The 19,249-nt window shown below is 72.0% G+C and carries 17 protein-coding genes; 10 read left to right on the forward strand and 7 right to left on the reverse strand.

Going from position 1 to position 19,249, the window contains the following annotated elements; translation table 11 throughout:
* Window positions 1–120: 120 nt before the first annotated feature.
* A complete protein-coding gene (locus Q8W71_RS19100) occupies window positions 121–882 on the reverse strand; it encodes a phosphodiester glycosidase family protein (RefSeq protein WP_305526984.1) in 762 nt (253 codons plus the stop codon).
* A 194-nt stretch (window positions 883–1,076) separates the two neighbouring features.
* Between Q8W71_RS19100 and Q8W71_RS19105 the strand changes: the two genes are divergently transcribed.
* The 5 genes from Q8W71_RS19105 (at window position 1,077) to Q8W71_RS19125 (ending at window position 6,706) form a co-directional block, all read left to right on the forward strand.
* Window positions 1,077–1,595: a hypothetical protein gene (locus Q8W71_RS19105; protein ID WP_305526985.1), complete on the forward strand. Its 519-nt coding sequence runs from the start codon at window positions 1,077–1,079 to the stop codon at window positions 1,593–1,595.
* A 142-nt stretch (window positions 1,596–1,737) separates the two neighbouring features.
* The gene (locus tag Q8W71_RS19110; RefSeq protein ID WP_305526986.1) at window positions 1,738–3,042 is read left to right on the forward strand and encodes an MFS transporter; all 1,305 of its coding nucleotides are present in this window, start codon (window positions 1,738–1,740) and stop codon (window positions 3,040–3,042) included.
* A 43-nt stretch (window positions 3,043–3,085) separates the two neighbouring features.
* Window positions 3,086–3,964, forward strand: coding sequence for an amidohydrolase family protein (locus Q8W71_RS19115; RefSeq protein ID WP_305526987.1), 879 nt, complete (start codon window positions 3,086–3,088; stop codon window positions 3,962–3,964).
* 285 nt (window positions 3,965–4,249) lie between these two features.
* Window positions 4,250–5,584, forward strand: a complete 1,335-nt coding sequence (gene aptA / locus Q8W71_RS19120; RefSeq protein ID WP_305526988.1) for an omega-aminotransferase AptA — start codon at window positions 4,250–4,252, stop codon at window positions 5,582–5,584.
* Between the two features lie 66 nt (window positions 5,585–5,650).
* On the forward strand, window positions 5,651–6,706 hold the full coding sequence (locus Q8W71_RS19125; RefSeq protein WP_305526989.1) for an SDR family oxidoreductase: 1,056 nt from the start codon (window positions 5,651–5,653) through the stop codon (window positions 6,704–6,706).
* Window positions 6,707–6,710: 4 nt separating this feature from the next.
* Here the strand turns inward: Q8W71_RS19125 and Q8W71_RS19130 are convergent, their stop codons facing one another.
* Window positions 6,711–8,024 carry an ArgE/DapE family deacylase gene (locus Q8W71_RS19130; protein WP_305526990.1) on the reverse strand — a complete coding sequence of 438 codons (1,314 nt, stop codon included), beginning with the start codon at window positions 8,022–8,024 and terminating at the stop codon, window positions 6,711–6,713.
* 1,324 nt (window positions 8,025–9,348) lie between these two features.
* On the opposite strand from Q8W71_RS19130, the gene Q8W71_RS19135 reads away from it, so the two are divergent.
* The 3 genes from Q8W71_RS19135 to Q8W71_RS19145 all read left to right on the forward strand — a co-directional run bounded on the left by Q8W71_RS19135 (window position 9,349) and on the right by Q8W71_RS19145 (window position 10,665).
* Window positions 9,349–9,618, forward strand: coding sequence for a hypothetical protein (locus tag Q8W71_RS19135; protein ID WP_305526991.1), 270 nt, complete (start codon window positions 9,349–9,351; stop codon window positions 9,616–9,618).
* 135 nt (window positions 9,619–9,753) lie between these two features.
* Window positions 9,754–10,239 (forward strand): SRPBCC family protein, encoded by a 486-nt coding sequence (locus Q8W71_RS19140; RefSeq protein WP_305526992.1) that lies wholly within the window; start codon window positions 9,754–9,756, stop codon window positions 10,237–10,239.
* Window positions 10,240–10,347: 108 nt separating this feature from the next.
* Window positions 10,348–10,665, forward strand: coding sequence for a hypothetical protein (locus Q8W71_RS19145; protein ID WP_305526993.1), 318 nt, complete (start codon window positions 10,348–10,350; stop codon window positions 10,663–10,665).
* A gap of 60 nt (window positions 10,666–10,725) precedes the next feature.
* Here Q8W71_RS19145 and fdhE read toward each other — a convergent pair whose 3' ends face one another.
* The 5 genes from fdhE to Q8W71_RS19170 form a co-directional block, all read right to left on the reverse strand.
* Window positions 10,726–11,754, reverse strand: coding sequence for a formate dehydrogenase accessory protein FdhE (gene fdhE / locus Q8W71_RS19150; protein ID WP_305526994.1), 1,029 nt, complete (start codon window positions 11,752–11,754; stop codon window positions 10,726–10,728).
* Window positions 11,755–11,758: 4 nt separating this feature from the next.
* Entirely contained in the window at window positions 11,759–12,481 is a 723-nt protein-coding gene (locus tag Q8W71_RS19155) for a formate dehydrogenase subunit gamma (protein ID WP_305526995.1), read from the reverse strand.
* 109 nt (window positions 12,482–12,590) lie between these two features.
* The gene (gene fdxH / locus Q8W71_RS19160; protein WP_305526996.1) at window positions 12,591–13,550 is read right to left on the reverse strand and encodes a formate dehydrogenase subunit beta; all 960 of its coding nucleotides are present in this window, start codon (window positions 13,548–13,550) and stop codon (window positions 12,591–12,593) included.
* Between the two features lie 14 nt (window positions 13,551–13,564).
* Window positions 13,565–16,645 (reverse strand): formate dehydrogenase-N subunit alpha, encoded by a 3,081-nt coding sequence (gene fdnG / locus Q8W71_RS19165; protein ID WP_305526997.1) that lies wholly within the window; start codon window positions 16,643–16,645, stop codon window positions 13,565–13,567.
* A 167-nt stretch (window positions 16,646–16,812) separates the two neighbouring features.
* Window positions 16,813–17,193 (reverse strand): hypothetical protein, encoded by a 381-nt coding sequence (locus Q8W71_RS19170; RefSeq protein WP_305526998.1) that lies wholly within the window; start codon window positions 17,191–17,193, stop codon window positions 16,813–16,815.
* A gap of 188 nt (window positions 17,194–17,381) precedes the next feature.
* Between Q8W71_RS19170 and Q8W71_RS19175 the strand changes: the two genes are divergently transcribed.
* Complete coding sequence (locus tag Q8W71_RS19175; protein WP_305526999.1) at window positions 17,382–17,576, forward strand: NepR family anti-sigma factor; 195 nt, start codon at window positions 17,382–17,384, stop codon at window positions 17,574–17,576.
* 613 nt (window positions 17,577–18,189) lie between these two features.
* On the forward strand, window positions 18,190–19,242 hold the full coding sequence (locus tag Q8W71_RS19180; RefSeq protein WP_305527000.1) for a sulfate ABC transporter substrate-binding protein: 1,053 nt from the start codon (window positions 18,190–18,192) through the stop codon (window positions 19,240–19,242).
* The last annotated feature ends 7 nt before the right edge of the window (window positions 19,243–19,249 follow it).

Raw genomic sequence — 19,249 nt, forward strand, 5'->3', positions numbered from 1 at the left:
CGCGCCAAATCAAAATTTGGCGTCTGACAGTTTTCGTTGTCAACCGAAGCTGAGTTCACTCCAGCCATCGCAGAAGCGATTGCAGATTCGCTGAAGGGGTGATTCCGCCTGAGAGGCTCATCACCGCGCCTTGGCACCGACCAACGGCCCGAGCGGGCGGCTGATGTCCGAGCGGTCGAGGTTCGGCGCGTAGAGGCTCGACACCGAGCCGTCGAGGAACAGGGCGTTGCGGCAGCCGAGCGCGTCCTTGAACAGGCGGGCGAAGGCGCCGAACGTCACCGGCCGCTCGGAGATCGCGAACACGGCGGTGCGGCCGTCGTCGCGTACGCCGACCCCGTTGCGGATCTTCTGCGACGGGCCGTCGGCGGAGATCTTCGGGTGGATCTGCCCGTCGATCACCAGCATCGGGCCCGATTGCGTGGCGAAGTCGGGCCGGACCTTCGCCCGCTGGTAATGGGCCGTGTCGAGCACCCCCGCCCGCTCGCCCTTCACCCAGAACACACCGTTGGGCTTGAGGTGGAAGTTGCCCGGACCGTCCGCGGTGGACAGGCCCTTCAGCTCGCGCCCGCCCTCGACGTAGAGCCCGACCGGCGCCTGATCCTTGTCGTACATGCCCGCGTTCATCGCGAAGCTGAGGCCCGTGCCCTCGGCCTGCGCCAGCGCCCCGAGGGAGCCGTAGGGCAGCCCGTCGGCGCCGCGCCAGAACAGCCGCAGCCGCTGGCGCCGCAGGTCGAGGGTGCAGACCGTGTAGCTCTCGCCCTCCGCCTGCACCGCGCGGCAGGGCCCCGGCTCGGGAGACGCCGCCCGCGCGGGGGCGCCCGCCAAGGGGCCCGCCATGGCGACGAGCGCGATCAGCAGGCCGTGGACCGGGCGGAGGGGCATCGGCGTGTCCGGGTGCGCCGAGAGGCGCGGAGCGCGTCCGCTCGCCCAGGAAAGCGGCGAATTTTGGCGCCCGGGCCGGGGCAGGGCGGGCCGGCGCGGCCGTGGCGCCCCGCCGCAGGACGGACCTGAACCGTTTCGGGACACCGGACGTTTCACGAAGCAGGGGTGCGCGGTCTAGTCTCGGAGATGGTGCGATGAAGGGTGCGTTGCTCGGTTCCGCCCTGCTGGCGGCGGGAGCCCTGGTGCTGGCGCCGGCGAGCGCCGACGCCGGCGGGTTCGGCGGCTTCCGCGGAGGGGGCTTCGGCCACGGCGGGTTCGGTCACGGCGGCTTCGGCGGCTTCCGGGGCGGGTTCGGCGGGTATCGCGGCGGCTTCGGCGGCTTCCGCGGGGCCGGCTTCTACGGCGGTCGCGGCTTCGGCTGGCGCGGCGGCTACGGTGGCTGGCGCGGTGGCTACGGCGGCTGGCGCGGCGGGTACGGCTACGGCCTCGGCGGCCTCGGTCTCGGCGTCGGCCTGGGTCTCGCGGCCGGCGGGCTCTACGGCGGGTACGGCGGCTACGGCTACCCGGGCTACGGCTACGGCGGCGGCTACGCGCCGGTGGGCTACGGCGGCTACTACGGCCCGGCCGCCTACGGCGGCGGCTGCTACACCGTTCCGCGGGTGCGCTGGACGCCCTACGGCTACCGGCGCGTGCTGGTGGAGCGCTGCTACTGAGGCGCTCCCTCGCGACGGTTGTGGAGAAGGCCGCCCCCGGGCGGCCTTTTTCTTTGCCCGGTCCTTGCCCGGCCGCCCCGGCCGCGGTTGGACAGCCCCGGCGCACCCGCCGATAACGGGCGGGGCGATGGCGGAGACGGCGATGCGTGAGACACCCGGGCCAGGCGCGGCGGCCGCCGAGGCGGTGGAGATCCGCGACCCGAGCCTGTCCGCCTTCTACCGGGCGATGACCCCGCCGGAGCGGCACACCTTCTGGGCCTGTTTCATGGGCTGGGCGCTCGACGGCATGGACTTCATGATCTACCCGCTGGTGATCGGCACGATCATCGCGCTGTGGAAGGTCGATCCCGGCACCGCGGGCCTCGCCGCGACGGTGACGCTGCTGGCCTCGGCGCTCGGCGGCTGGATCGCCGGCTTCGTCGCCGACCGGATCGGCCGGGTGCTCACCCTCCAGATCACCATCCTGTGGTTCTCGTTCTTCTCGCTGGTCTGCGCCTTCGTGCAGAACTTCGAGCAGCTCCTCGTCGCCCGCGCCCTGCTCGGCCTCGGCTTCGGCGGCGAGTGGGCGGCGGGCGCCGTGCTGATCGGCGAGACCATCCGGGCCGAGTACCGCGGCCGCGCCGTGGGCTCGGTGCAGTCCGGCTGGGCGATCGGCTGGGGGCTCGCGGTTCTGGCGCAGGCGATCCTGTTCTCGGCCCTGCCCCCCGAGAGCGCGTGGCGCTGGATGTTCGTGATCGGCGCCCTGCCGGCGCTGCTGGTGTTCTACCTGCGCCGGCACGTGAAGGAGCCCGAGGTCTCGGTCGCGACCCGGGCCGCCGCGGCCGCCTCCGGCGACCGCCCGCGGATCTGGGAGATCTTCTCCGGGCGGATGCTGGGCACGACGATCCTCGCCTCGCTGGCGGCGGCCGGCTGCCAGGGCGGCTACTACGCCATCACCACCTGGGTGCCGCGCTTCCTCACCACCGAGCGCGGCCTGTCGATCGTCTCGTCCACCGGCTACCTCGCGGCGCTGATCGTCGGCTCGTTCGCGGGCTACCTCGTCGGCGCGTGGCTCGCCGACCGGCTGGGACGGCGCCCGCTGTTCCTGATCTTCTCGCTCGGCGCCATCGCCGTGATCCTCGCCTACACGCAGTTGCCCCTCTCCAACAGCGTGCTCTGGGTGCTGGGCTTCCCGCTCGGGTTCTTCGCCTCGGGCTACTTCTCGGGGATGGGCGCCTTCCTGACGGAGCTCTACCCGACGCGGCTGCGCGGCTCGGGCCAGGGCTTCTGCTACAATTTCGGCCGCGGCATCGGCGCCCTGTTCCCGGCGCTGGTCGGCTACCTCTCCGCCCAGGTCGGGCTGGCCTCGGCCATCGCGATCTTCGCGGCCATCGCCTACGGCGTGTTCTTCGTCGCCGCCTTCGCCCTGCCCGAGACGCGGGGCCGGGTGCTGCACGCGGACGCCTGAGCCAGAGATCGATCCCCTGGAGCGAGTCTGAGGAGCGAGCCCGATGCACGAGGTCCCGAAGACGGTCCGCGACTGCCCCGCCCCCGACCCGCATCCCGCCGGCCCGACCCGCTACGCGGTGCCGCCGGGGGCGGTCGACACCCACGCCCACGTCATCGGCCTGCCGCCCGACCACCCGTTCGTGGAGGATCGCAGCTACACGCCCCCGGCGGCGCCGGCCGAGCGCTACCTCGCGATGCTCGACGCCACCGGCATGGCGCACGGGGTGCTGATCCAGGTCAGCGTCCACGGCACCGACAACCGGCTGATGCTGGAGACCCTGCGGGCGAACCCCGCGCGGCTGCGGGGCGTGGCGGTGATCCCGCTCGGCCTGCCCGACCGGGAGCTCGCCGCCCTGTCGGAGGCCGGGGTGCGGGGCCTGCGCCTCAACGTGCTGTTCGGCGGCGGCGTCGGGCTCGACGCCCTGGAGCGCTACGGGGCGCTCGCCCGCGAGATGGGCTGGCACCTCCAGTTCCTGCTCGACGCCCGCGACCTGCCGCCGATCGCCGAGCGCCTGTCGCGGCTGCCCGTGCCGATCGTGTTCGACCACATGGGCCACATGCCGACCGCGGCCGGCCTCGACCACCCGGGCTTCCAGGCGCTCCTCGGGCTGGTGCGCGACGGCGCCTGGGTGAAGCTGTCCGGCGCGTTCCGCGACTCGACGCAGGGCGCGCCCTACGCCGACACGGTCCCCTTCGCCCGCGCCCTGAACGACGCCGCGCCCGGGCGCTGCCTGTGGGGCTCGGACTGGCCGCACGTGGCCGCCTGGGACGGCCCGCCGAAGCTGACGGCGCTGCTCGACCTGATGGCCGATTGGGTGCCGGACGCGGAGCGCCGCCGGATGCTGTTCGTCGACAACCCGCACCGGCTCTACGGCTTCTGATCTTTTTTCCGGCCGATCGCCTTGTTCGGCCTCCGCGCCTTTCCCCTCTGCGGGGGAGGGGGCCCTCGCGTGAGCCGGGCCCGGACGAACCGCAGCCGCGCCCCGACATCGACGTCCCGATCGTCCCCCATCCGTGCCGGCCTGTTTCGGATGTTGCGGATCCCGCAACAGCGGCGGCCCCTGCGACACCTCCGCAAGGGTTTGCGGGCGCGCAGAAAAGGACTTGGTGCGCGCCCCCCGAAGGTGTCCCCTCGCGCGAGCCGCCCTCCACGGAAGCCCCGCCCGATGACCGACCACCCGCTGCGCAACACCCCGTCGCTGGACGCCTTCTGGATGCCGTTCACGGCCAACCGCCAGTTCAAGGCGGCCCCGCGCCTGCTCGTGGCGGCGCAGGGCATGCACTACACCGCCGACGACGGCCGCAGCGTCCTCGACGGCACGGCCGGGCTGTGGTGCGTCAATGCCGGCCACGGGCGACGGGGAATCGCGGCGGCGGTGGAGCGCCAGCTCGCCACCCTCGACTTCGCCCCGACCTTCCAGATGGGCCACCCGGTCGCGTTCGCCTTCGCCGAGCGGCTCGCCGAGATCGCCCCGGGCGGCCCCGAGGCCGGGCTCGACCGAGTGTTCTTCACCAATTCCGGCTCGGAATCGGTCGACACGGCGCTGAAGATCGCGCTCGCCTACCAGCGGGCGATCGGGCAGGGCACCCGCACCCGGCTGATCGGGCGCGAGCGCGGCTACCACGGCGTCGGCTTCGGCGGCATCTCGGTGGGCGGCATCGTCTCGAACCGCCGGGTCTTCCCGCAGCTCCCCGGCGCCGACCACCTGCGCCACACCCACGACCCGGCCCGCAACCGCTTCGTGAAGGGCCAGCCCGAGCACGGGGCCGAGCTCGCCGACGACCTGGAGCGGCTGGTCCAGCTCCACGGGGCGGAGACCATCGCCGCCTGCATCGTCGAGCCGGTGGCGGGCTCGACCGGGGTGCTGATCCCGCCCAAGGGCTACCTGGAGCGCCTGCGCGACATCTGCACGCGCCACGGCATCCTGCTGATCTTCGACGAGGTGATCTCCGGCTTCGGCCGTCTCGGCGCGCCGTTCGCCACCGACTTCTTCGGCGTCGTGCCCGACCTCGTCACCGCCGCCAAGGGGCTCACCAACGGCACGGTGCCGATGGGGGCGGTGTTCGCGAGCCGCACCGTGCACGACGCCCTGATGCGGGGCCCGGACGGGATCGAGCTGTTCCACGGCTACACCTATTCCGGCCACCCGATCGCCTGCGCGGCGGGGATCGCCACCCTCGACATCTACCGGGAGGAGGGGCTGCTCACCCGCGCCGCCGACCTCTCCGACGACTGGGCGGCGGCGATGCACGACCTGCGCGGCCGGAAGCGCGTGACCGACATCCGCACGCTGGGTCTCGTGGCCGGCATCGAACTCGAATCCCGCCCGGACGCGCCCGGCCAGCGCGCCTACGACGTGTTCGTGGACTGCTTCGCCCGGGGCCTCCTGACCCGGGTCACCGGCGACATCATCGCCCTGTCGCCGCCGCTGATCGTCGAGCGGGGGCAGATCGCCGAGATGGCCGCGGTGCTGGGCGACGCGATCGACCGGGCGGCCTGAGGCGGGCGCCCTTGCGGGGCGCAGGCCGCGTCCGCATCTCGCCGGGATACGGAGGCGGAGTACCCCATGGCCAGGACAGCCCTGATCGTCGGCGCGAGCGGGATCGTCGGCAGCGCGGCGGCGGCGCTGCTGGCGGGGGAGGGCTGGCGCGTCGCCGGCCTCGCCCGAAACCCGCCGCAACAGCCCGGCGTCGAGCCGGTGGCGGCCGACCTGCTCGACCCGGGCTCGCTCGGTCCGGCGCTCGCGGGCCTCGCTCCCGATCTCGTGGTGTTCGCGACCTGGCAGCGGCGCGCCACCGAGGCGGAGATGATCCGCGTCAACGGCGCGATGGTCGAGAACCTGCTGGCGGCCGTGCCGCCGGGCCCGCGCCACGTCGCCCTGGTGACCGGCCTGAAGCACTATCTCGGGCCGTTCGAGGCCTACGGGCAGGGGGCGCTGCCGCAGACGCCGTTCCGCGAGGAGCAGGGGCGGCTGCCGATCGACAATTTCTACTACGCGCAGGAGGACGCGGTCTTCGCCGCCGCCGAGCGCGACGGCTTCACCTGGAGCGTGCACCGGCCGCACACGGTGATCGGGCTCGCGGTCGGCAACGCCATGAACATGGGCACGACGCTCGCCTGCTACGCCACCCTGTGCCGGGAGACCGGCCGGCCGTTCGTGTTCCCGGGCTCGGCGGCGCAGTGGGCCGGTCTCACCGACATGACCGACGCCCGGCTGCTCGCCCGGCAGATCCTGTGGGCGGCGACCGAGCCGAAGGCGGCCAACCGCGCCTTCAACGTCGTGAACGGCGACGTCTTCCGCTGGAGCTGGATGTGGGGGCGGATCGCCGACTGGTTCGGGATCGAGCCCGTCCCGTTCGACGGCACCCACCGGCCGCTGGAGCCGCGCATGGCCGGGGACGGGCCGGCCTGGGCCGAAATCGCCGCCCGGTACGGGCTCGCCGAGCCGGACCTCGCAAAGCTCGCCTCCGCGTGGCACACCGACGCCGATCTCGGCCGGCCGATCGAGGTGGTGACCGACATGAGCCGCAGCCGGCGCCTCGGCTTCACCGCCTACCAGCCCACCGACGACGCCTTCTTCGACCTGTTCGCGCGGCTGCGGGCGGACCGGCTGATCCCCTGAACCCTCAGGCGCCGGCCTTCTCCAGCCCGCACCATTCGGCCACGAACAGCGCCATCGCGGCCGTGCAGCGTTGCACCGAGGCGAGGCTGACGCGCTCGTCGAAGCCGTGGATGTTCTCGGCGCGGGGGCCGTAGCAGAGCGCCGGCACCCCCTCGTAGAGGGCGTGGACCCGGGTATCGAGGTAGCTCGGCGACATGAAGCTCTGCAGGGGCGCCCCGAACACCCGCGCGTGGGCGCGGCCCAGCACGGCCTCCGCCTCCGAGCCCTCGGCGAGGACGTAGCCCTCCGCCCAGAACCCGTCGAAGGTCACGCGCGGCGGGCTGTCGGCCAGGAACGGGTCGCCCCGCGCGAACGCGGCCACCGCCGCCGCGATCTCGGCGGCCGCGTCGGCCGCCCGGACCCCGGGATAGAGGGCGATGCGGCAGCCGACCCGGCACCACGCCGGCACCGAGGAGTTCCAGTCGCCCCCCGCGATCCGGCCGATGTTGAGGTTGATCGGGTGGTCCTCCGCCGCGAAGTGGCGGTGGCGGCTCCGCTCGGCGTTCCAGCGCGCCTCGACCTCCCGCAGGGCGCCGACCACCCGCCACGTGGCGTCGATGGCGTTGGCGCCCGCGCCCATCTCGCGCACGTGCACCGGCCGGCCGCGCACCTCCAGGGTGAACCACAGCACGCCGGTATTGGCGCGCACCAGCTTCTCGTCCTCCGGCTCGGGGATCAGCACCGCGTCGGCCCGGTATCCGCGCAGGTGGGCGGCGAGCGCGCCGTTGCCGGTCGATTCCTCCTCGACCACCGAGAGCAGCGTCACCGACGCCGCCGGCTGGAGGCCGAGCCGCCGCAGGGCGTCGAGGGCGAACAGGTTGGCGGCGTGGCCGGCCTTCATGTCGCCGGCGCCGCGCCCGTACAGCCAGTCGCCGTCCACCGTCGGCGCGAAGGGCGGGCGGGTCCAGAGGTCGAGGGGGCCCGTCGGCACCACGTCGACATGGGCCTGGAGGATCAGCGAGCGCCCGGTCTCGGTCCGCGGCCGGTGGTGGGCGGCGACGACCGGCGCCTCCGAATGGGCCGCCGCGTGGTCGGAACTCCGCCACGCCTCGGCGCGCGCGCCGCCGGGATGGGCTTCGAGCGCCGCCCGGTCCATGGCGAACCGCTCGGTCGCGTAGCCGCGGGCGCGGAAGGCGCCGAACACGTGGTCCTGGCAGGCGTGCTCGGCGCCGCGGGTCGAGGCGAAGCGCACGAGGTCCTCCGTATGCGCGACCTGCCCCGGAAACCCCGCCGCGACGGCGGCCTCGATCTCGGCGGCGAGGGCGGGGTCGAGGGGCATGCGGGCTCCTGTCTGCCGCGATCCGGGCCCGGATCGCCGGCCGCGCATCGGAGGCCGCACCGGGCGGCCTGTCAACGCGGGGGGCCGCATGGCCAGGGCTCCGACCTCGGGTTAACGCAGGCATGGCATCGGTGTTTGCGAGAGGCCCCGTCATTCCGGGACTGCGCAGCAGGGCCCGGAATCCAGAACCGCCCCGGCGTGCCGGGCATGGCGCAAGACGCGGCGCGCAAGACCCGGCACTGTCGGCGGTTCTGGATTCCGGGCTCGCCTGCGGCGCCCCGGAATGACGGACTGCGTGTGAGAGAGGGGATTGCATCTCCCACAGGTTGCGGTTCGTTAACCCGAGTTCCGAACCCTGGCCGTACGGCGCGCCGCCGGATCCCCCTCCCACCAGCTTCCTCCCACCAACCCCCCTCATCCTGAGGTGCCCGCGCAGCGGGCCTCGAAGGAGCCCTCCAGAGATCGCGCGGCCGGCTGGAGCCCTCCTTCGAGGGCCGCTGGCGCGGCCACCTCAGGATGAGGTCGTTTTTGGGATGGGCCGGGGCGATGCCGCAGCGCGCGGCCTCCGGACATGGCGGATCGCCCCCACCCGCTTCCGCGCCGGGGACATGGCCCAAGAAGAACAGGGGACGCGGGACGCCGCGGGGACCCTGGTCGTGTGACACACGCGGAAGCCGGCCCCCGCGGCGCCCCGTGGCCATCAGCCCCCGTCACCGGGGCCGCCGGCCATCTTGTCGTCGCGGTGTCTTCCAGCCCGCCCGGTCTACGCCCGCACGTGAGCGGTCTCTGACGGGGCGCCCGGCCCAGGAAGCATCGCTGCTCCCCCGGCTCGCGCCCCCGGAACCCGCATCGTCGCTGGGGCTTTGCAGCCCGGCCCGTGCCCGTAGTGGCATGCGGGCCCGCAGTCTTACCTCAGGATCGGCCCAGGATGGGGTCCGGGCGCGGCTCATTTGGTGCCGCGCCGGGCGCGTACGCCCCTGCCTCCATGCCCGCACCCGAGCCGTCCCGCACCGGACGCGCCGCCCGGGGCGGCGACGACCGAAGTCGCCGACGCGGGCACCGCCCCGCCGCCCGAACCGCCCCGGTCGGTCACCGGGGGGCTCCCTGGGCGGGGCGAAGTCCGAAAAGACCCCGCCCCGCCGGGCAGCGGATGGCCCATCAGAACCACGCATCAGGACAAAAGTCAATGTTTTTGTTTTTTTTCTTTGATCCGCCCGCAACTCTACCGGCCGTCGGGGTTTTAGTTCGCTCCAGAGTTGCATCGCGTGCAGATCGGTGGGGAACAAGCTGATCGCGCGCGCTTCCCGCCCTATCTCTCCGGTCCATGCCCCGTCGCGTCTTCTACAGGATCGCGGACAGGCCGGACGGCCTGTTCGACGCCGTCGTCAGGATCGAGCCCGACCGGGTGATCCGCCGGGACGGCTTCGCCTCCCTCGCCGAGGCGGAGACCTGGGCCGACGGCCTGCGCGCGCTGATGGCGGCGCTGGGCGCCCCGCTGCTGCACGAGGCCGTGCCGGACACGCGGGCGGAGGCCGGACCGGCGCGCGGCCCGGAAGCCGCGCCGATCCTCGACGGCGACGGCACGGAGCCCTGACGCCCGGGTCGCGTCCGGCGCCGGCCATTGTCATCCTCGGCCCCGGGCCTAGCTGCCCTCACGCCCCGGCGGCGCCGGCTCGGTTCCCCCGGGTGCGCGATCCACAAGAACGAACCAACGGACGGAGACCCCCACATGCGGCGCACGATCTGCCGGACCCTCGCCCCGGCCGCCCTGGTCCTTCTCGCCGGCACGGCGCCGGGCCTCGCCCTGGAGGTGACGAGCGCGGTCGACATCGCCGCCCCGCCGGCCAAGGTCTGGCAGACGATCGGCGATTTCTGCGGCATCGGCACGTGGCACCCGGCGGTCGAGAAGTGCACCCCCTCCGAGCAGGACGGCAAGAAGATCCGGACCCTCAGCCTCAAGGGCGGCGGCACCCTCAAGGAGGAGCAGCTCTCCCGCGACGACAAGGTGATGAGCTACACCTACACCATCCTGGAGGGCCCGCTGCCGGTCTCCGACTACAAGTCGACGCTCGCGGTGGCGCCGGAGGGCTCGGGCTCGAAGGTGACGTGGAGCGGGACCTTCGCCGCCAAGGGCGCGCCGGACACGGTGGCCAAGGACGCGATCCAGGGCATCTACGATTCCGGCCTCAAGGCGATCGCCGAGAAGGCCAAGTAGACCCGCCAAGTGGACCGGCGACGGAGGCCGGCGCCCGGGGCGATTGACCCACGGCCAAGCTCGGCCCAGAACCTTCGGCGTGGCCCCCGCGCCGAAGGGAATTTCCGCGTGACCCCGTCCCGTCTCTGCCTCGCCCTCCTCGCCGCCGCCGCGCTGGGCGCCTGCCAGCCGAAGGCCGCCGCGCCGACGGTGGCCGCGCCCCCCGCGCTGCCCCCCGCCCTGCCGACCGGGAGCGGCTGCGGGCCGGAGATCGCCCGCACCCAGGCGATCGTCGACAGCGACGTGGCGACCGGCAACCTCAACAAGCCGGTGGGCGACCGCTTCGGCGCCGACCTCGCCCGCGCCGCATCCGCCTGCGCCGCCGGCCGCAGTGCCGAGGCCCAGGCCGAACTCGCCGCCGCCAAGGTCCGCTACGGCTATCGCTGAGCGATCGGGGCTCCGCCCCGAACCCCGCCGAAGGGACTCGTCCCTTCGGGATCCCCGGTGTCAGACCACGAACAGCAGGTTCAGGCCGGCGCGCTTGAACCCTTCCTCGGCGATCTTCAGGTCGAGGCCGTAGGAGGCGATGTCGTCGGCCACGGGGTCGAGATCCACGGCGCGGTGCTGGTGCAGGTGCTTGATGGAGCTGTGGCAGGCGGTGCAGGTCTCGACCTGCACGTCCTTCGAGATCTCGTCGAGACCGTAATAGCTGATGCCCTCGCCCGAGCCGCAGGCGGTGCAGCGGATGCGGACGTGGTTCCACAGGGTGCCGCACAGCGAGCAGCTCAGGTAGCGCGCCTTGTCGGCCGGGGTCCAGCCGACGATCAGGCTGGCGGTCGGGGCGCCGCCGCAGGCCGGGCAGACGCCGTCGGCCACCGGCTTGAGCGCCCTGGGGTCGAGCCGCGCCGCGCGCCGGGCGAGGCAGACCTGGAGGGCGGCGGAGACGTACAGGCACTCGGCCACCCGCTCCAGCGGGATCGCCCCCTCGAACACCTGCACCGCGAGGTCGAGCCGGTCCTCCGGCGCGGCGGCCTCCAGGGCGGCCCGGGCGGCCCGGGCCTCCTCCGGCGCCTCGGCGAGGTCGAGGGCGGCAAGCAGCGCGGTCAGCGCGTCCTGGAAGGTCGGGTCGGTCTCGATCACGTGGCGCGACAGCGGCGGCATGCCGTGCTCGATCCGCACCGCTTGGTCGGCCGGCGCCTCGCCGCCGAGGTCCCAGCCGGCCGCGCCGCGCGCCGCCTCGACCGCGGCCTGGGCCTCGGCGACCCGGGCCACGAGCCGCAGGTAGGCCTCCAGCGGGTGGCCCGGGGCGAGGGCGTTCAGCCGCGCGGCCCGGGCGCGGAACAGGGCGCCGGGATCCGGCAGGCGCACGAACGGGACGGAGCCCGAGATGCCGATCTTGTCGGGATCGGGCTTGATCGCGTCGAAGGCTGCCTTGCGCGGGCTCTGCGTGGACGAGTCGGACGTGGGCGTCACCTTGGAGGACGCCTTGGCGGCCGCACCCGCGGGCGCGGCCGAACGCTTGAAGAACTGTGCCACGCGATCAGGACCCGCGCTTGTCGACCGAGCCGCGCCGCATCTTCGTGCCGGCGAGCTGCCGGAACCACTTGCGGTGGTGGCGGTAGGCCCAGCCGCCGGTCACCGTGCCGCGCACCATCGCCCGGCCGGTGCCGCGCACCCAGATGCCCGCGTAGATGTGCACCACGATGATCGCGATGGCGATCACCGCCGCCAGCGAGTGGCCGAGCAGCGCCCAGCGCTGCGTCTCGATCGAGGTGTAGCCGCCGAAATAGGTGTTCCAGATCACGATGCCGGTGACGAACATCACCGCGATCAGCACGGTCTGGCCCCAGAACACCATCTTCTGACCGGCGTTGTACTTGCCGAGTTCGGGCAGCCGGTCCTCGCGGTTGGTGACCACGTCGCCGATCTTCATCGACCACTCGACGTCGTCCTTGTTGGGGATGTTCAGGCGCCAGAAGCGCACGAACAGCAGCGCGAAGCTGACCACCAGGGCGACGCCGAACCAGGGATGGATCGCCCGCGCCGCCTGCCCGCCGCCGAACAGGCCGGTGAGCGAGAACAGGTAGGGCGAGAACATCGCCAGCCCCGACAGCGTCAGCAGCGTGAACAGGATCGCGGTAATCCAGTGGTTCACCCGCTGGAGGCCGGTGTAGCGCGGGACGTAGAGGATCTCGGGCACCTCGTGCCGCGCCTGATGGAGCGGGCGGGTCTCTCCGTCGCGGATATCGGTGTGGATCGTCATCGGCGTTCACTCGACGGACGGGTTCGGGGTGCGGCGGGGCGGGCTTGGGCCCCGCCGCCCGGGATGCGCGTCCCCCGCCAGGGCGGGGGACGGGGTCGTCACAGGGTCGTCAGTGCGGCCGCGCCTCGGTGCCGCCGGCCTCGTGGCCGGTCTCCCGGCCGCCCTCACGACGCTTGGCCTGGTCGAGCTCGACCGCCTCTTCCTCCTCCTCCGGCACGACCTCGTTCGGGCCGGCGGTGACGTAGTGGAAGAAGCCGGCGACCGCCGCGAAGCCCATCGCCGCGAGCCCGAACACCTTGGCGCCGCCCTTCCAGAAGGCCACCAGCGGCGAGATCTTCGGGTCGTTCGGCAGGCCGGAGTAGAGGCTCGGCTGGTCGTTGTGGTGCAGCACGTACATCACGTGCGTGCCGCCGACGCCGGCCGGGTCGTAGAGCCCCGCATGCGCGAAGCCGCGCGACTTCAGGTCGTCCACGCGCTCGTGGGCCTGCTCGATCATCGCCTGCTTGGTGCCGAACATGATCGAGCCGGTCGGGCACGCCTTGGCGCAGGCCGGGGCCTGCCCCACCGCCACCCGGTCCGAGCACAGGGTGCACTTGTACGCCTTGTGGTCGGTCTGGCTGATGCGCGGGATGTTGAACGGGCAGCCCTTCACGCAGTAGCCGCAGCCGATGCAGTTCTCCTCGATGAAGTCGACGATGCCGTTGGAGTACTGCACGATGGCGCCGGGGGCCGGGCACGCCTTGAGGCAGCCCGGCTCGGTGCAGTGCATGCAGCCGTCCTTGCGGATCAGCCATTCGAGGTTGTTCGTCTGCGGGTTGTCGTATTCCGTGAACCGCATCAGGGTCCACGTCTTCGGCGTCAGGTCGTGCGGGTTCTGGTAGGTGCCCGTGTTGACGCCGACGTCGTCGCGCAGGTCGTTCCACTCCTCGCACGCCGACTGGCAGGCCTTGCAGCCGATGCACTTCGACACGTCGATGAGCTTGGCGACCTCCACCTGGCGGCGGATCTCCGGCGGCGTCTCCGTGGAGGCGGAGCGCTGCCGGATGTCGAGGGAGCTGTAGTCGGCCATGGTCTACCCCTCCCTCAAGCGACCGCGTCGGACGGCGGCGTGGTCGGCTCGATGTTCACGAGCCAGGCCTTGAACTCCGGCGTCTCGGTGTTGGCGTCGCCGACCACGGGCGTGAGCGAGTTCGGGTGCCATCCCTTCTTGGTGTGCCCGATGAAGCCCCAGTGCTGCGGGATGCCGACCACGTGGACGGTCTTGCCCCCGCAGTTGAGCGGCTTGATCCGCTTGGTCACCACGGCCTTGGCCTTGAGCGAGCCGCGCTTCGACCAGACGCGGACCCAGGAACCGCCCGCGATGCCCTTCTCCTTGGCGAGCTGCTCGGAGATCTCGACGAACGCCTCCGGCTGGAGGATCGCGTTGATCCGGGCGTGCTTGGTCCAGCCGTGGAAGTGCTCGGTGAGCCGGTAGCTCGTGGCCGCGTAGGGGAACTCCTCCGAGGTGCCGAGGTCGGCCAGGTCGTCCTTGAAGATGCGGGCGGCGGGCGCCCCCTTGATCTTCGGGAAGGCGACGTTGGCCACCGGCGACTCGAACGGCTCGTAGTGCGCCGGGAACGGCCCGTCGCGCATCAGCCCGCGCGTCCACAGGCGGGCGACGCCCTCCTGGTTCAGGATGAACGGGCCCACGCCCTTGTCGGGCGCCACGGTCACGCCGTAGTCCGGCACGTCGAAGCCGACCCACTGCTTGCCGTTCCACTCGATGAGCTTCTTCTTCTCCGACCACGGCTTGCCGTCGGGGTCGCACGAGGCGCGGTTGTAGAGCACGCGCCGGTTGGCCGGCCACGCGAACGCCCAGTTCGGGGCGATGCCGCGGTCGCCGGGATCGGTGTTGTCCCGGCGGGCCATGGTGTTGCCCTTCTCGGTGTAGCAGCCCGAGTAGATCCAGCACGCGCAGGCGGTGGTGCCGTCGTCCTTGAGTTGGGCGAACCCGTCCACCTGCCGCCCGGCCGGCATCGTCTGGCCGTTGAGATCGGCCGTCGGCGCCACCGTGTAGCCGTTGAGCTCGCGGGCGAGCTCGACCGCCGTCGGCGCGTGCTCGATCGCGTAGTCCCACTTCAGGTTGACGATCGGGTCGGGGAACGCCCCGCCCTCGTGCTGGTACATCTCCTTCATGCGCAGGTGCAGCGCCGCCATGATCTCGATGTCGGAGCGGCACTCGCCCGGCGGCTCGGAGGCCTGCCAGTGCCATTGCAGCCAGCGCGAGGAGTTGGAGAGCGAGCCCTCCTCCTCCACGAACAGGGTGGTCGGCAGCTCGAACACCTCGGTCTGGATCTTGGCCGAGTCCACGGGATTGTACTCCCCGTGGTTCTCCCAGAATCGGGCGGTCTCGGTCTTGAGCGGATCCATCACCACGATGAACTTCATCTTGGAGAAGGCTTCCGTCATCTTGGCGCGGTTCGGGAACGACAGCAGGGGGTTGAAGCCCTGGATGACGTACCCGGTCATCTTGCCCTGCTTGGCGAGCTCGAAGCCGCGCATCACGTCGTAGGTCGGCACGTCGAGCTTGGGCAGGTAGTCGTAGGCCCAGTCGTTCTCCTTCTGGGCCTTGTCGCCCCACATCGCCTTCTGGAACGAGACGAAGAACTTGTTGTAGTTCTGCCAGTAGCTGGTCTGTCCCGGGCGCAGCGGCTTGAACTGCCGCTTGGCGATGTAGCTGCCGTAGTCGGGCTCCTTCTCCACGGGGATGTTGAGATAGCCGGGGATGAGGTTGCTCATCAGCCCGATATCGGTCAGCCCCTGGATGTTGGAGTGGCCACGCAGGGCCTGCATGCCGCCGCCGAGCATGCCGATGTTGCCGAGCAGCGTCTGCACGATGCACATCGCGCGGATGTTCTGCGAGCCCTTGGAGTGGTGCGTCCAGCCGAGCGCGTAGAGCGACGCCATGGTGCGCTCAGGCGACGACGTGGTCGCGATCAGCTCGCAGACCTTCAGGAACGTCTCCTTGGGCGAGCCGCAGATCGTCTCCACCATCTCGGGGGTGTAGATCGCGATGTGCTGCTTCAGGAGGTTCATGACGCAGCGCGGGTGCTGCAGCGTCTCGTCGACCACGGCGTAGCCGTCGGGGCCGATCTCGTAGTCCCAGGTGGTCTTGTCGTAGTCGCGCTTGTCCGCGTCGTAGCCCGCGAACAGCCCGTCCTGGAAGTCGTAGCCCTCGCGCACGACGTAGCCCGCGTTGGTGTACGCGTTCACGTAGCGCTTCTGGATCTTGTCGTTGTCGAGCAGGTACTTGGCCACGCCCGACAGGAACGCGATGTCCGAGCCCGGGCGGATCGGGCAGTACAGGTCGGCCACCGACGCCGTGCGGGTGAAGCGCGGGTCGACGACGATGAGCTTGGCGTTGTTGTGCGCCTTCGCCTCAACGACCCACTTGAAGCCGCAGGGGTGGGCCTCGGCGGCGTTGCCGCCCATCACGGTAATCACGTCCGCGTGCTTGATGTCCATCCAGAGGTTGGTCATCGCACCGCGTCCGAAGGAGGGCGCCAGACTGGCGACCGACGGACCGTGTCAAACCCTGGCCTGATTGTCGAAGACCAGGGCTCCGGTGCTTCGCACCACCTTGTAGGTGAGCCACGCCGTCTCGTTGGTCGTGGCCGACGCGCCGAGGAAGCCGGTGGTGACCCAGCGGTTGACGGTCAGGTCGCCGTTCTTGGCGACGAAGTTCCTGTCGCGGTCCTCCTTGAGGAGCCGCGCGATCCGGTCGAGGGCGAAGTCCCAGGACACGCGCTTGAACTCGCTCGCCCCCGGCGCCCGGTGCAGCGGGTACTTGGTCCGCGTGTCGGCGTGGATGAAGTCGAGCAGCGCCGCGCCCTTGGGGCAGAGCGTACCGCGGTTGATCGGGTGATCGGGATCGCCCTCGACGTGCATCACCGACGAGCGGGCGTTCTTCGACCGGTCGCCGAGGCTGTAGAGGATGACGCCGCAGGCCACCGAGCAGTAGGGGCAGGTGTTGCGGGTCTCGCGCATCTGCGCGAGCTTGAACGGCCGCACCGCGGCCGCCATGGCGGGTTCGAGCCCGCCGAAACCGAGCGCGCCGAGCGACCCGCCGGCGAGGCCGGCGCCGACCCCCCGCAGCAGACCGCGCCTCGAGACCTGGACCGTCATCTCCGCTTCCCTCACAAGCGATCTGGTATAATTCCAGTGTGTCCCAGGAATGCACGCACGAGGCAAGTGCGCCCGCGTGACACATCCGGAGGGGCTGTCGCGCCGGGCCCGGCGCGGTCTTCCGAATGTTTTAATCCGCCGCCCCGAAACATTTCGGGATTGCGGGCTTACTTGCTGGGCGCGGCCGGATTGCTGCCGGACGGCGACGCCGTGCGGTGATCCAGCGGCGCCTGGGGCTCGGTGGCGCTCGACCCGGTCGGGTTCGCCCCCGGGACCGGGCGGTCGCGGTTCTCCTGGATCGAGTTGCCGCCGGGGTTCGGCGCGTCCTTGGCCGCGGATTCCTCGCGCGGCACCGGCGCCTGGCTCCACCCGTCCTGGGCGCTGCGCGCCTTGTCGCCCATCGCGTCCATGCCCTTGATCTCGCCGGGCTTCGTCTGCGCGCCGCACGGCGTGGCGGCGAGGACCAGGGCGAGGGCCGCGGGGACGGCAAAGGGCGCGGCCAGCAGGGCGGTCAGAGAGTCGGCGAGGCGTGGGGACGGGCGCGGCAAGGTGCACTCCGGGAGGACGGGGAAGGAGCGGGGAGGGGGCGGCGTATCCTGCGGTTGCAACGTGATCCCGCGCGCGGCAGTTCCGGGGGGCGCCCCCGGATCGCCCCGCAGATCGGCCCCTCGGCCGGTGACAGCTCCTTAACCACGTCCTGGCATCGTCGAGACCTCACCCGGGAGGGACAGGTCGCATGCCGAAGCCGCTGCCGGAGCGCCTGTCCGCGCCGCCATCCGCCGCGCCGCCCGCCGCCGCGCCGGGCCTGAGCCCCACCGTGCGGCGCCACCTCGGCCAGAACCTGCGCAGCCTCTACGCGGAGACCCTGGCCGCGCCGGTGAGCCAGCGCCTGGAGGCGCTGATCGCGCAGCTCGACCGGCCGAAGCGGTAGGACCGCCCCCCCGGGGTGCCGGCCGGCGCCGCTCCCCCGTGCCCGCGGGCGCTCCACCGCGGATCATTCCCCCGCGGTCCCTTCACCCCTGGTCCATTCACCGTCCCGATGCCGTGTCGCGCGCGCTCCGCGCCGTCATTCCGGGGCGCCGCAGGGCGAGCCCGGAATCCAGAACCGCCGTCGGGGCAGGATTGTCGCGCGCCGGCGGCTCTGGATCCCGGGCTCCGCTGCGCGGCCCCGGGATGACGGGGTGAAGCGGCGTTGATGATCTGCGTCGATGGTCTGCAAGGGAAAGGGGACAGGGCGCTCGATCCGCCCCCCGGGACGGCCCCGTCCATCGACAGGCCGATGTGCGGCAGCGCACATCAGATCGTTCTTTCTTCGAAACCCGCCGCGGCGACGGTTTTCTTCCCGGCCCGCGACGCTCCGGAGAAGATCGCCACCCTTCCGCTCCGCCCGCACCGCACCGCCCTTGCCCACCGGGCGCGCCGACCGATATCGCCCGGGCCGGACCGCCGCGACCGCGCTTGACTTCGTTCGTTAAAAAGAACGATTTCGACCCGGTCGCAGGCTGGGCAAGGGCTCGCTGCCGGTGCGGCAGGAGGACGGACGGATGCGGAAGACGACGGCGCGGATCCCGAGCCCGCGCAGGCGCGACCTGCCCGGGCTGGCGCTGGCCGCCGCCCTCGCGGCCGGCCTCGCCTCCGTGGTCGCCGGCCCCGTGCCGGCGACGGCGCAGACCGCGCTCCTCAACGTCTCCTACGACCCGACCCGCGAGCTCTACCGCGAGATCAACGCCGCCTTCATCGAGGACTGGAAGGCCAGGACCGGCGAGACCCTGACGGTGCGCGCCTCGCACGGCGGCTCGGGCGCCCAGGCCCGCACGGTGATCGACGGGGTCGACGCCGACGTGGTGACGCTCGGCATCCCCTCCGACATCGACGCCATCGCCAAGCTCACGAAGAAGATCCCGGCCGACTGGCGCGGCAAGCTGCCGAACGAGTCCCTGCCCTACACCTCGACGGTGGTGTTCCTCGTCCGCAAGGGCAACCCGAAGGGCGTCAAGGACTGGGCCGACCTCGCCAAGCCCGACGTGAAGGTGATCACCCCGAACCCGAAGACCTCGGCGGGCGGGCGCTGGAACTTCCTCGCCGCCTGGGGCACCGCCTACGGCCAGGACAAGGACGCGGCCAAGGCCGACGCGTTCGTCGGCCAGATCTACAAGAACGTGCCGGTGCTCGACACGGGCGCGCGCGGCTCCACCGTCACCTTCGCGCAGCGGGGCTTAGGCGACGTGCTGCCGACCTGGGAGAACGAGGCCTACCTCGTGCTCCAGGAGTTCGGCGCGGACAAGTTCGACATCGTGGTGCCGCCGACCTCGATCTACGCCGAGCCGCCGGTGGCGCTCGTTTCCGGCAACACCGAGCGCAAGGGCACCACCAAGGCGGCGCAAGGCTATCTCGACTTCCTCTACACGGACAAGGCGCAGGCGATCTTCGCCAAGCACCACTACCGCCCGTTCAAGAAGGACGCCGCAGCCGGCGCCGGCCTGCCGGACGTCAAGCTGTTCAGAATCGAGGATTACCAGGGCTCCTGGGACGACATCCAGGCCAAGAACTTCGACGCGGGCGGCCTGTTCGACCGGCTGAGCCGCGCCGGCCGCTGAGGGTCCC

The sequence above is a fragment of the Methylobacterium amylolyticum genome (assembly GCF_030700245.1).
Taxonomy (GTDB): Bacteria; Pseudomonadota; Alphaproteobacteria; order Rhizobiales; family Beijerinckiaceae; genus Methylobacterium.